The 12,716-nt window shown below is 68.0% G+C and carries 12 protein-coding genes; 7 read left to right on the top strand and 5 right to left on the bottom strand.

Annotation, left to right across the window (positions count from 1 at the left end; all coding sequences use genetic code 11):
* Positions 1-34: 34 nt before the first annotated feature.
* The 3 genes from HNR11_RS02995 to HNR11_RS03005 all read left to right on the top strand — a co-directional run bounded on the left by HNR11_RS02995 (position 35) and on the right by HNR11_RS03005 (position 3,616).
* Positions 35-1,417: an MFS transporter gene (locus HNR11_RS02995; protein ID WP_179441072.1), complete on the top strand. Its 1,383-nt coding sequence runs from the start codon at positions 35-37 to the stop codon at positions 1,415-1,417.
* 60 nt (positions 1,418-1,477) lie between these two features.
* The gene (locus HNR11_RS03000; RefSeq protein ID WP_179441073.1) at positions 1,478-2,221 is read left to right on the top strand and encodes an IclR family transcriptional regulator; all 744 of its coding nucleotides are present in this window, start codon (positions 1,478-1,480) and stop codon (positions 2,219-2,221) included.
* 132 nt (positions 2,222-2,353) lie between these two features.
* Complete coding sequence (locus HNR11_RS03005; RefSeq protein ID WP_179441074.1) at positions 2,354-3,616, top strand: 4-hydroxybenzoate 3-monooxygenase; 1,263 nt, start codon at positions 2,354-2,356, stop codon at positions 3,614-3,616.
* A gap of 90 nt (positions 3,617-3,706) precedes the next feature.
* Here the strand turns inward: HNR11_RS03005 and HNR11_RS03010 are convergent, their stop codons facing one another.
* Positions 3,707-4,480, bottom strand: a complete 774-nt coding sequence (locus HNR11_RS03010) for an SDR family NAD(P)-dependent oxidoreductase (protein ID WP_179441075.1) — start codon at positions 4,478-4,480, stop codon at positions 3,707-3,709.
* Positions 4,481-4,668: 188 nt separating this feature from the next.
* Here HNR11_RS03010 and HNR11_RS03015 point away from each other — a divergent pair, with 188 nt between their 5' ends.
* From HNR11_RS03015 to HNR11_RS03025, 3 genes are read left to right on the top strand one after another with little or no spacing between them, the layout of a single operon-like run.
* Positions 4,669-6,165, top strand: coding sequence for a CoA-acylating methylmalonate-semialdehyde dehydrogenase (locus tag HNR11_RS03015; RefSeq protein WP_179441076.1), 1,497 nt, complete (start codon positions 4,669-4,671; stop codon positions 6,163-6,165).
* A gap of 30 nt (positions 6,166-6,195) precedes the next feature.
* On the top strand, positions 6,196-7,131 hold the full coding sequence (gene mmsB, locus HNR11_RS03020; protein WP_281366228.1) for a 3-hydroxyisobutyrate dehydrogenase: 936 nt from the start codon (positions 6,196-6,198) through the stop codon (positions 7,129-7,131).
* A 3-nt stretch (positions 7,132-7,134) separates the two neighbouring features.
* Positions 7,135-7,911, top strand: coding sequence for an enoyl-CoA hydratase-related protein (locus HNR11_RS03025; protein ID WP_179441078.1), 777 nt, complete (start codon positions 7,135-7,137; stop codon positions 7,909-7,911).
* A gap of 8 nt (positions 7,912-7,919) precedes the next feature.
* Here the strand turns inward: HNR11_RS03025 and HNR11_RS03030 are convergent, their stop codons facing one another.
* Entirely contained in the window at positions 7,920-8,426 is a 507-nt protein-coding gene (locus HNR11_RS03030) for a MarR family winged helix-turn-helix transcriptional regulator (RefSeq protein ID WP_179441079.1), read from the bottom strand.
* 140 nt (positions 8,427-8,566) lie between these two features.
* A complete protein-coding gene (locus tag HNR11_RS03035; protein WP_179441080.1) occupies positions 8,567-10,318 on the bottom strand; it encodes an AMP-binding protein in 1,752 nt (583 codons plus the stop codon).
* 146 nt (positions 10,319-10,464) lie between these two features.
* Here HNR11_RS03035 and HNR11_RS03040 point away from each other — a divergent pair, with 146 nt between their 5' ends.
* Complete coding sequence (locus HNR11_RS03040) at positions 10,465-11,715, top strand: acyl-CoA dehydrogenase family protein (RefSeq protein ID WP_179441081.1); 1,251 nt, start codon at positions 10,465-10,467, stop codon at positions 11,713-11,715.
* Positions 11,716-11,721: 6 nt separating this feature from the next.
* Here HNR11_RS03040 and HNR11_RS03045 read toward each other — a convergent pair whose 3' ends face one another.
* On the bottom strand, positions 11,722-12,330 hold the full coding sequence (locus tag HNR11_RS03045) for a LytR C-terminal domain-containing protein (RefSeq protein WP_179441082.1): 609 nt from the start codon (positions 12,328-12,330) through the stop codon (positions 11,722-11,724).
* 56 nt (positions 12,331-12,386) lie between these two features.
* Positions 12,387-12,620 (bottom strand): DUF3263 domain-containing protein, encoded by a 234-nt coding sequence (locus tag HNR11_RS03050; protein WP_179441083.1) that lies wholly within the window; start codon positions 12,618-12,620, stop codon positions 12,387-12,389.
* Positions 12,621-12,716 lie beyond the last annotated feature (96 nt).

A 12,716-nucleotide genomic window follows, 5' to 3' on the forward strand; every position in this document is an offset into this window, starting at 1 on the left:
CCACGGCACGTCACCACCGTCCAAGGAGATCCTCATGACCCAGACCAGCCTCCGGGAATCGATCGACTCCCGCCCGATGAGCCGCTACCAATGGTTCGTCGTGGCGCTGGCCACTGCCCTGATGGGACTGGACGGCTATGACGTGCAGGCCATGGCGTTCACCGCCAACCCGGTCTCTGCCGACCTGGGCCTCACCGGCACCGAACTCGGCCTGCTGCTCAGCGGAGGGCTGATCGGCATGGCCCTGGGCGCGATCTGGGTGGGACCCTTCGCAGACCGCTTCGGACGGCGCCGGATGCTGGTGATCGCGATGATCATCAACGCCGCTGGGCTCTTCCTCTCCGCCACCGCATCCTCGATGCCGGAGCTGATGGCCTGGCGAGTCATCACCGGGCTCGGCGTGGGTGGGATCCTGACCTCCGGCACCGTGCTGGTCTCGGAGTATTCCAACGCCAAGTACCGCGGCCTGTGCATGAGCATCTATGCCGCCGGCTACCCGGTGGGCGCCACCCTGGGCGGACTGGCCGCGATCCCACTCATCGGGAACTTCGGCTGGCAGGCGGTCTTCCTGCTCGGTGGCGCGGTGACCGTGCTGGCCGTGATCTTCGTCTGGCTCAAGATGCCGGAGTCCCTGGACTTCCTCGGCGCGCGCGCCAGCGGGCCGCAGGCGAGCGGCGACGGCTCCGAACAGCGCCGCGCCGAGGAGATCGCCGCGCGGATGGGCATCACCGGCCCGGTGACGCTGGAGCGCGAGGATCCCAGCGACACGGGGACCCCGGACCGCTCGAAGAACTCCTATGCAGCCTTGTTCAGCCCGGAGAATCGGAGTCGCACGCTGCTGCTGTGGGCGATGTTCTTCATCGTGATGTTCGGCTTCTACTTCGCCAACACCTGGACCCCGCAGCTGCTCACTGAAGTGGGCTTCTCCACCGACGAGGGCATCATGGGCGGGATCATGCTGATGATCGGAGGCACCATCGGCGCGGTGCTCTTCGGCGTGTTCGCCTCCCGCTGGGACGTCCGCCGGGTCCAGGCGGTCTTCGCCATCTGCTCTGGCGCGATGTTCATCGTCTTCATCAGCGCCACCGCCTGGCTGCCCGCGGCGCTGGTGGCCGGAGTGCTGCTGGGCATGATCATCAACGGCTGCATCTCCGGGATCTACACGATCGCTCCGATGACCTACGCGCCCCGGCTGCGCTCCACCGGGGTGGGTGTCGCCCTCGGCGTCGGGCGCACCGGCGCGATCATCGCCCCGATCGCCGTCGGTGCACTGCTGGACCTCGGAGCCACCCCCACGGCGCTCTACATCGGCGCCGGAATCATCGTGGCCATGGCTGCGGTCGTGGTGCTGCGAATCTCGCTGCACCAGCGCACAGCGAGCGAGCTGCGCGCTGATCCGGTCGCGGCCCGGGACTGAGCCGTGGGCACCGCACGGCACCGGGGACCCCGCCCGACACCGGAAGCTAGCATGTGAGCCATGGCGAACTCCCCCACCGGTGACTCGGTGCTGACCCGGCTGGACCGGGTGCTCTCCACCTTCTCTGCCGCGGAGAGCCTGCTCAGCGCCGCAGAGATCGCTCGTCGCACGGGACTTCCCCCGGCCACCGCACACCGGCTCTGCCGGGACATGGCGGAGCTGGGCTGGCTGGAGTCGCTGCCGGCGGGGTACATGGTGGGGACCCGACTCTGGGAGATGACCAACCGCTCAGCGCCGACGATGAAGCTCGCCGTGCGAGCCCGCCCCTACCTCACCGATGTCCACGCCGTGATGGGCCAGCACGTGCAGCTCGGGGTCATCGAGGGTCGCGAGGTGCTCTTCGTGGATCGGCTCTCGGCCCGGGAGGCCCCAAGCATCCATGGCGGGGTGGCCGGCCGGCTGCCGCTGCATGTCTCTGCCACCGGGCTGGTGCTGCTTGCTCATGCGCCCTCGGAGTTCCGCACCTTCTACCGCACCCAGCACCAGGACGCCGCCGGAGGACAGATCATCTCCGAAGACCGGCTGGAACAGGTGCGCCAGCAGGGCTACTGCGCACAGACCGGAGTGATCGAGCGCGAGGTGACCGGGGTCGCGGTCCCGATCCGGCAGCGCGGCCGCTCGGTGGTGGCGGCCCTGGGCGTGGTCACCGACGACGACGACGTCGCTCGCCGCCCCGCACCCTGGGTGCAGATGCTCCAGATCGCCGCCCGGGGCATCCAGCGCGAGATCAGCGGCAGAAGCTGAAGCCAACTCGCTGCATCCTCGCATTCAATGAGATGACTGTGGCGCCACACACACCGGGTGCGCAGACTGAGGCACAGAGACAGACGTGGCTGGCCACCCGGAGGACCGGAGGCTGCTTCGAGAGGGAGAGACATGACCGAGCACACCACCCGAGTCGACGTGGGCATCGTGGGCGGCGGCCCGGCAGGGCTGATGACCGCGCTGCTGCTGAAGCGCCGGGGCATCTCCGCCGCGGTGATCGAGACCCGCACCAAGGACACCATCCACCACACCCAGCGCGCGGGGATCCTGGAGGCCGCCACCGTGGACATGCTGGTGGACGCGGAGGTCGGATCGCGGGTGCTCACGGCAGGCCATGAGCACGAGGGCACCGTGCTCAGCTTCGACGGGGAAGCGCACCGCATCGACTTCCAGGCACTGGTCGGCCGCTCGGTCTGGCTGTACCCACAGAACGAGGTGTTCTTCGACCTGGCCAACGCCTGGGAGCGCGAGGGCGGGGAGATCCACTGGGCCGTCACGGACACCGAGGTCCACGGGGTCGAGACCGCCTCCCCGCGGATCAGCTTCACGGACGCGCACGCTGCGCAGCGCAGCATCGAGGCCGATCTGATCATCGGCACCGACGGGTCCAGGTCGATGTGCCGCAAGCTGATTCCCGAGGCGGTGCGCACCGATCACTTCATCTCCTATCCCTTCGCCTGGTTCGGCATCCTCTGCGAGGCCCCACCCACCGCGCCGGAGCTGATCTATGCGAACTCCGAGCTCGGCTTCGCGCTGATCTCCCAGCGCAACGAGACCGTCCAGCGGATGTACTTCCAGTGCGACCCGGACACCGATGTCCAGAGCTGGTCCGAGGACGCGATCTTCGACCACATCCAAGCGGTGCTGGGCACCGAAGGCGGCGTGCAGCTCAAGCGCGGACCTATCATCGAGAAGACCGTGCTGCCCTTCCGGTCCTACGTCTGTGACCCGCTGAGCCACGGCCGGCTGGTCCTCGCCGGCGACGCCGGGCACACCGTGCCGCCCACCGGGGCCAAGGGGTTGAATCTGGCCTTCGCGGATGTGCGAGCCCTTGTCCCGCGCGTGGAGGAGTTCATCACCGAGCTGCGCGAGAACCGCACCGCAGATCCCGCCAAGGGGTCCGAAGGGCCTGAATCAAAGGAGCCTGGAGCAGCGGTCGAGACTCCGGAGGCGCTGCGCCGCTACTCGCGCACCGCCCTGGACCGGGTGTGGAAGGCGCAGAACTTCTCCTATTGGGCGACGAACCTGCTGCACCGCCAGCCCGAGGAGAACCCGTTCACCCATCAGCGCCGCCGAGGCGAGTTCGAGGCGATCACCGGCTCGGTGTACGGGCAGGCATACTTTGCGGATTCCTACACCGGGTGGAGCGACTGAGGCCTCGGGTCTGGTCCGGCAGGCCTCTGGTCCGGCAGGTCTCCGGACCAGCCCGGTCTGCGGTCCGGTCGGGGACCGCGAGCGCCTCGGCTACCTGGGCTCCAGTCGGATCGCCCCGTCGAGCCGGATGGTCTCGCCGTTGAGCATCGGGTTGCCCACGATATGCATCACCAGCCGGGCGTAGTCCGTCGGCTCACCGAGTCGGGCCGGGTGCAGCGTCTTGGCCCGCAGCGATTCCCTGGCCTCCTCGGGCAGTCCCGCCATCATCGGGGTCTCAAAGAGCCCCGGGGCGATGGTCATCACCCGGACGGCGTGACGGGCGAGCTCGCGGGCGGCGGGCAGCGTCAGCGAGGCCACCGCACCCTTGGAGGCGGCATAGGCGATCTGACCGATCTGACCTTCGAAAGCCGCCACTGAGGCGGTGTTGATCAGCACCCCGCGCTCACCCTCGGTGGGATCGTTGTGCTGCATCGCATCGGCAGCCTGGCTCATCAGATTCACCGTGCCACCGACGTTGATGCCAAGCACTCCCATGAACTGCTCCGCCGAGAGCGGGCCATCCCGACCGAGCAGCTTTCCCGGGGTGGCGACCCCGGCGCAGCTCACGGCCACCCGCAGCGGTCCCCGGACGACTGCCATCTCCACGGCGTCGCGGGAGGTGGCAGGGTCGGTGATGTCGCCGGCGCAGAAGGCGGCGCGCTCACCGAGCGAGGCGACGGCCTCGGCGCGCTCGGTGCTGCCCTCCGCGTCGGGCAGGTCCACCACCACCACCTGCGCGCCGGCCCCTATCAGGGCCTGGGCGGTGGCATGACCGAGGCCTGAGGCGCCTCCACTGACAACCGCACTGGCTCCCGACAGCTCCATGCTGGTCTCCCTGTTCCTTCCGTCGAGCCGGCCGCGACGGTTCAGATACCGGTCGCACGCGCGATAGTTGCACATCCAATAACTCGAGCCTACGCTAACACAGTGAGAGCTGCATCACAGGTGCCGCCGAGTGGATCAGCTCCGGCACAGGCGCCCTGCGGCCGATCTCAACGCGAAGGAGTTCGTCCATGACAGAGCTGACCCACTTCATCCATGGCAAGCACGTGCAGGGCGCCTCTGGCAGGAGCCGAGAGATCTTCAACCCGGTCCGGGGCGAGCTCACCGCACGGGTCCCCCTCGCGAACTCCGCGGAGGTGGCACACGCCATCGAATCCGCTCAGGAGGCCTTCGGTGCCTGGTCGGGCATGAACCCGCAGCGGCGCGGGCGCATCCTGCTGAAGTGGGCGGAGGCGATCAATACGCATCGCGATGAGCTCGCGGAGACGCTCTCCAATGAACACGGCAAGACCTTCGAGGATGCCAAAGGTGACATCCAGCGCGGCGTGGAGGTGGTGGAGTTCGGCGCCGGAGCCCCGCACCTGCTCAAGGGCGAGTTCTCCCACGATGCCGCCGCCGGGATGGATGTCCACAGCCTGCGCCAGCCCTTGGGCGTGGTCGCCGGCATCACCCCCTTCAACTTCCCCGCCATGATTCCGCTCTGGAAGGCCGGGACCGCCCTGGCCGCGGGCAACACCTTCGTGCTCAAGCCCTCCGAGCGCAATCCCTCCGTGCCGCTGCGCCTGGCCGAGCTCGCGCTTGAGGCCGGCATGCCGCCGGGCACGCTGAACGTGGTCAACGGGGACAAGGAAGCGGTGGACGCGCTCATCGAGGACCTCCGGGTCAAGGCCATCGGCTTCGTGGGTTCGACTCCGATCGCCCAGGCCATCTACACCGCCGCCGCGGCCGCGGGGAAACGCGCCCAGTGCTTCGGCGGGGCGAAGAACCACATGGTGATCATGCCCGACGCGGACCTCGACCAGGCCGCCGATGCCCTGATCGGCGCCGGTTATGGCTCCGCCGGTGAGCGGTGCATGGCGATCTCCGTGGCCGTCCCGGTGGGTGAGGCCACCGCCGAGGCATTGCGGGCCAAACTCCTGGAGCGCATCGAGAAGCTGGTGGTGGGACCCTCGCTGGATCCCTCCAGCGATTTCGGTCCGGTGGTCGGCGCGGACGCCAAGTCCCGGATCGAGGGCTACATCGGGCTCGGCGTCGAGGAAGGTGCCGAGCTGGTGGTGGATGGGCGCGGCGTCGTCGTCGAGGGCCACCCCGACGGGTACTGGATCGGGGCCACCCTCTTCGACCACGTCACGCCGGTGATGCGGATCTACCAGGAGGAGATCTTCGGTCCGGTGCTGTGCATCGCGCGGGCCCGGGACTACGAGGAGGCGCTCCGGCTGCCCACCGAACACCAGTTCGGCAACGGCGTCGCGATCTTCACCCGCGACGGGGACACCGCGCGAGACTTCGCTTCCCGAGTGGAGGTGGGGATGGTCGGGGTGAATCTGCCGATCCCGGTGCCGATCGCCTACTACACCTTCGGCGGGTGGAAGGCCTCAGGATTCGGCGACCTCAATCAGCACGGCGTCGACGGGCTGAAGTTCTACTCCAAGACCAAGACGGTGAGCACACGCTGGCCCTCGGGCACCAAAGAGGGCGCCAGCTTCACCATGCCTGAAGGGAGCTGAACCATGGCGACGGATTCAGGAGGAACGTCCTTGAGCAGCACCAGCAGCGAGACACCCTCGCACCCGAGGGTGGCGTTCATCGGACTCGGCAACATGGGCGGGCCCATGGCTGCCAATCTCGCCCAGGCGGGCGTGCCGGTCTCCGGCTTCGACCTCAGCGCCGAGGCCCTGGAGACCGCCCGGGCCAAGGGCGTCGAGACCGTCACCGACCCGCTCGAGGCCGTCGCCTCCGCCGAGGTGGTGCTCACCATGCTCCCGTCTGGCCAGCACGTGCTCTCGGCCTACCGGGATTCACCGGGACTGCTCTCGGCAGCCAGGCCCGGGACGATCTTCCTGGACTGTTCGACGATCAACATCTCCGAGGCGCAGCAGGCCGCAGAGCTGGCCGAGCGCGCCGGATTCCGGGCCGCCGATGCCCCGGTGTCCGGGGGCGTGGTGGGTGCGGAGGCCGGAAGCCTGGCGTTCATGGCCGGGGGCCGAGTCGAGGTCTTCGAAGAGATCCGCCCACTGCTGGAGATCATGGGCGCCCGCGTGGTCCACTGCGGCGGCAGCGGCCTGGGCCAGGCGGCCAAGCTGTGCAACAACATGATCTTGGGCATCAGCCAGATCGCCGTGGGAGAGGCCTTCGTCCTGGGCGAACGGCTGGGACTGGACCACCAGGCGCTCTACGACGTGGTCTCCAACGCCTCGGGTCAGTGCTGGGCGCTGACCACCAACTGCCCGGTCCCTGGACCCGTGCCGAGCTCCCCGGCCAACCGAGACTTCGCCCCAGGCTTCGCCGGCGCGCTGATGGCCAAGGACCTCACCCTCGCGAACAACGCGCTTCAGGATCAGGGAGTGGACGCCCAGCTGGGTCGACTCGCCGCCGCCATCTTCGCCGAGTTCGCGCAGGGCCCCGGGGCACGGCAGGACTTCTCCGGCATCATCAACACCATCCGAGACAACTCCACACACCCAGGAGCCTGAGGCATGACCGACTATTCCACGATCCTGGTCTCCGCCGAGGCGCGGGTGGGCCGGATCACGCTGAACCGGCCGGAATCACTGAACGCCCTGAACACCGTGCTGATGGAGGAGGTGGTGCGTGCCGCCGGCGAGTTCGACGCCAGCACCGAGATCGGTGCGATCCTGATCACCGGCTCGGAGAAGGTGTTCGCGGCCGGAGCCGATATCACCGAGATGGCGGAGCAGGACCACCCCGGGATGTACGCCGCCGACTGGTTCCGCCGCTGGGACGACCTCACCCGGCTGCGCACCCCGATCGTGGCCGCGGTCAACGGCTACGCCCTGGGCGGCGGCTGCGAGCTGGCGATGATGGCCGATGTGATCGTGGCCGGAGAAGGCGCGAGCTTCGGTCAGCCCGAGATCAACCTCGGCGTCATTCCCGGGATGGGGGGCTCGCAGCGCCTCACCCGATCGGTGGGCAAGGCCAAGGCGATGGACATGATCCTCACCGGGCGACGCATCCACGCCGAGGAGGCCGAGCGCATCGGCCTGGTCTCACGAGTCGTGGCCGATGCCGACACGCTCACCGAGGCCACCAGGGTCGCCGAGCTGATCGCCTCGAAGTCCAAACCCGCGGCGCAGATGGCGAAGGAGGCTGTGGGCGCGGCCTTCGACTCCTCGCTGCATCAGGGCCTGAGCTTCGAGCGGCGGATGTTCCATTCGCTGTTCTCCCTGGAGGATCAGTCCGAGGGCATGCGCGCGTTCCGCGAGAAGCGGGAACCGCGGTGGAGGCATCGCTGAGCAGCGGCTCAGGAGGGGAAGTCCCCCGCTCGCTGGCGGAACTTCGCCAGGATGGTGTTCAGTTGATCGATCTCCTGTTCTTCGAACCCGGTGTGCTCGAAGAGCTGCTCATTCAGCGCCCGGGTCGCCTGTTCGGCCACTTGTTTGCCCTCCGGGGTGAGGACCAGGAGCATCGCGCGCCGGTCGGAGTCATGCGGCTCCCGGCGCACCAGGCCTGCTGACTCCAACCGGTCCACGGCGTTGGTGATCGATGTCGGATGGACCTGCAGCAGCTGGCTGGCCTTGTTCATCGGCAGCCGCTCCTCCCGGGAGAATCCCAGCAGTGCGAGCACCTCATAACGGGCGAAGGTCAGCTTGAACGGTTTCAGGATGTCCCGTGCTCGCCCCAGGAGGATCTGCTGGGTCCGCATGATGGCGGTCACCGCCGCCGCCGGGGCAGCCGCGGACGTCCATCCCTGCCGCTCCCAGTTCTTCTGGATCTCAGCGATGGGGTCCTTCGCAAGCGGGGGCTGCATGTGGGGCGTCTCCTCTTCCGTGCTCGGTCAGACAAGTGTGCGGATGCACCGGAGTTTATCGGGGAATCCGCGCAGGCTCGGACCTGCCGGGGGAGCCGAGGCAGCGCCGTCGGACCGTCTCCTCACCGAACCGGACCGTCTCACGGGCGCTTCAGCCCCAGATCGACATCTCGGTACTCCACACCGAATCCTGCTGGGCTCGCACCTGCCTCGGCTCGCTGCGCCTCGGACTGGCGCAGCTGGACCCGCCGGATCTTCCCCGAGATCGTCTTGGGCAGCTCGGAGAACTCGATCCGCCTGATCCGCTGGTAGGGCGCCAGCCTGCCCAGCGTGAACTGGAGGATCTCCGCCGCGGTCGCCTCATTGGGCTCCCACCCGGAGGCCAGCGTCACATATGCCTTGGGAACGGAGAGCCGCAGCTCGTCCGGGGCCGGCACGATCGCTGCCTCCACCACCGCCGGATGCTCGATGAGCACCGACTCCAGCTCGAAGGGTGAGACCTTATAGTCGCTGGACTTGAAGACGTCATCGGCTCGTCCCACATAGGTGATCACGCCGCTGCTGTCCCGTGAGGCGATGTCTCCGGTGTGGTAAAGCCCCTCGCGGAAGACCTCCGCGTTCTTCTCGGCGTCGCCGTAGTACCCCTTCATCAGACCCACCGGGCGCGGGTCCAGAGCCAGGCAGATCTCCCCCTCATCCGCCTGCGCGCCGGTGACCGGGTCGATCAGGACGACGTCGAATCCCGGCAGCGGGAGGCCCATCGCGCCGAACTTCACCGGCCGTCCCGGGGTGTTCGCGATCTGCAGCGAGGACTCGGTCTGCCCGAAGCCATCCCGGATGGTCCTCCCCCAGGCCCGCTGAACCTGTTCGATGACCTCCGGGTTCAGCGGCTCGCCGGCGGAGACGGTGACCCGTGGCGGTGTTTGCAGCTGTGCGAGGTCCGCCTTGATGAGCATCCGCCAGACCGTGGGCGGAGCGCAGAAGCTGCTCACCCCGGCGTCGTCCATCGCATGCATCAGGGCTTCGGCGTCGAACCTGCTGAAGTTGTACAAGAAGATCGTGGCCTCCGCGATCCACGGTGCGAAGAAGTTCGACCAGGCATGTTTGGCCCAGCCCGGTGAGGAGACGTTCAGATGCACATCGCCGGGCTCGAGTCCGATCCAGTACAGCGTGGAGAGGTGGCCCACCGGATAGGAGGTATGGGTGTGCTCGACCAGCTTCGGCTTCGACGTCGTGCCGGAGGTGAAGTAGAGCAGCATCGTCTCCTCGGCTGAGGTCAGCACGACCTGCTCGAGCTCCGCTGATGCGGCGTAGGCATCGCAGTAGGAGTTCACGGTGCGCTCCGACACCTGCGGCACGACCGCTGCCTCCCGGTCGGCATACACCCCGGGCACGTGGATCAGCGCGTAGTCCCCCTGGACCTGCGTGAACTTCTTCAGCGTCGCGGAGTCCCCGACCACCCAGCTCGCCTCGGCCCGCTCGACCCGGTCCTGCAGATCGCGTGGGCCCATCTGTGTCGTGGTGGGGACCAGCACCGCGCCGAGCTTGATCGCCGCGAGCATCGTCTCCCACAGCTCGACCTGGTTGCCCAGGATCAGGAGGATCCGGTCACCCCGACGGACCCCGATGCTTCTCAGCCAGTTCGCCACCCGATTGGAGTCATCCCGAAGCTCGGCAAAGGTGCGGGTGAGCCGGGATCCGTCCTCCTCCACGATCACCAATGCGTCCTGACCGGAGCGTTCGGGACGCTTGGCGACCTGGTCGAACCAGTCGAAGCCGAAGTTGAAGTGACTGAAGCGGGGCCAGACGAAGTCCCGGCGGGCGCGCTCCCAGTCCTGCTGAGCGCTCACGAGCTGATCCCGGGCCGCGCGGAACTCTTCGGTCACTGTCATGGTGGTCTCCCTCGCGAAATGCGTGATGCAGGTCACTTTCGAATATACTTGGAAGTCATATAGTCGGTAAAGATGCTGTTTCACGTGCATCGACATGCCGTCTTCGCCAGAGAGGCCCGGGACGACCGGCTGAGAAGGAGACTCCGATGACCACTCAGGACACCCACGGTGCCACTGCCTCCATCTCCGAGGATCCGGACCTGATGCAGCTGGCCCGCCACCTCAGCCCCGAAGAACGTGAGCGGCTGCGCTTCATCGAGGATCACGCCCAGCGCACCGTTCGGCACCAGTCCCTCGAGGCCTGGAATGAGGCTCGCCTTCCGCTCGACATGCTCTCCGGACTGGGAGACATCGGACTGGGGCAGCTGCACCTGGACGGCTCCTCGCCGCTGCTGCGCGGACTCGTCCACGCCGCACTGGCGCGCGCCGATGTCTCGATCTCGGCGGTGATCGGGATCCACAACGAGCTCATCGTGGGCATGATCCATGCCCTGGGATCCCAGCGTCAGCGCGAGGAGTGGCTTCCGGATCTGCGCCGGCTGCGCACCTTCGGCGCGTTCTGCCTCACCGAACCCGACCATGGCTCCGACGTGGCCGGAGGACTGGCCACCTCGGCGACGCTGCGCGGCGGGCAGTGGCGCATCCAGGGAGCCAAACGCTGGATCGGGATGGGCACGGCGGCCGACGTCGCCCTGGTCTGGGCTCGAGACACCGCCGATGGGCAGGTCAAGGGATTTCTCGTCCCCACCTCGAGTGCCGGGTATCAGGCTCGAGAGATCACCCATAAGACCGGGCTGCGCATCATGCCCAACGCGGACATCGAACTCGATGTCACCGTGCCGCAGGACGCACTGCTGCCAGGAGCGACCTCGTTCGCCGCCACGAACACCGGACTGCGCAGCTCCCGAGCCTGGGTGGGATGGCAGGCGGTCGGCGCCCAGCAGGCCCTGCTGGACATCGCGCGAGACTATGCATCGCGGCGCGATCAGTTCGGAGTTCCGCTGGCATCCTTCCAGCTCATCCAGGCTGCGCTGGGCAAGGTGGCCGGGAACCTGGCGGTCTCCACCTCCTTCATGGCCGAACTGACCAGGCTGCAGGCCGAGCGTGGACTGACCATGATGCACGCATCCCTGGGCAAGGCGACGCTGACTCGACTGGCGCGGGACTCGGCCGCCGCCGCGCGGGAGATCTTCGGCGGCAACGGCATCCTGAGTGACCACGAGGCCGCCAAGATCGCCGGAGACATCGAGGCGATCTACACCTACGAGGGGTCCCAGGGCATCAACCTGCTGATCGTCGGCCGGGAACTCACCGGAGTCTCCGCCTTTGCGCCGCACCGCAGGCCCGAAGGCACGGGCGTCAGCGTTGCGGCGGCGCAGTCCCAGGTTCAGAGCTGAGCGGAATCAGCCCTGGTATTCGTCCCCGATGATCAGCGTGACGTAGCTGGCCTGGTCATGGGACTCCACGGTCTCCGCCCCGAAGCTCTCGGCGAGCTCCTCGGCGAGCGCCTGCTCGGCCTCCCCTGAACCGGCGGGGTAGACCACGGCCGGGGTTTCGGCGCGCTCTTCGAAGTTCCAGCTGCCGTTCCAGACCACGTTGTAGTCGAGCTCCTCGAGCTCGGCGCTCATCGCCGTCTCCCCGCCTTCGACGCCCTGGTAGTTCGCGACCTGGACCGGGGTCTCGGTGTCACTGGCCGGCTGCGGCCCTGCGGGCTCCTCAGCTTCCGCCGTCTCACCTTCCTCGGCGGCGCCGTCTTCCGCCGCGTCCTCCTCGGTCACCGCGGCGTCCTGCTCCTCCGCCGTGGTGTCGGCGTCGGAGTCTGAGAGCATCGGCACGATGAAATAGGCGAACGCCCCGACCAGCAGCACGAACCCTGCCAGCAGCCCGATCCAGCGCAGCCCGCTGCCACCGGCGCCCCCGGTCCCGGAGGCCCCCGGCGCCCGGTGCTTGCCGGCCTCTCCTGCCTGGTAGGGCGGGACGTCGTCGAACTCGTCGTGCGGGTGCTGGCTCATAGGTCCTGTCCTCAAAGGTGCGTGGTCGATGCTCGGCGCTGCGGGGCCCGACCGGGTCAGCGGCGGGTCGCGCGGGCCCGGTGCCGGGCGTCGCGCTGCCGACGCAGGCGTTTGACCAGCATCGGGTCGTGGGCGAGTGCCGCCTCTGTGTCGATCAGTCGATTCAGCGCCTGGTAGTACGCCACGGCTGACATCTGCAGCGCGTCACTGATGGCCTCGTCCTTCGCGCCGGCGTACTTCCACCACTGGCGCTCCAGGTCGAGCATCTTCTTCTCCGGTTCGGTGATCATCTCACCGTCATCTTACGGCGGGCCGACGAGCATTGCCGGAATATCGGTGCAGATGAACCCGGCGGTGTGTTCCTGGGAGCACGCTGTCTATGGTGG

The organism is Nesterenkonia sandarakina, from assembly GCF_013410215.1.
GTDB lineage: Bacteria > Actinomycetota > Actinomycetes > Actinomycetales > Micrococcaceae > Nesterenkonia > Nesterenkonia sandarakina.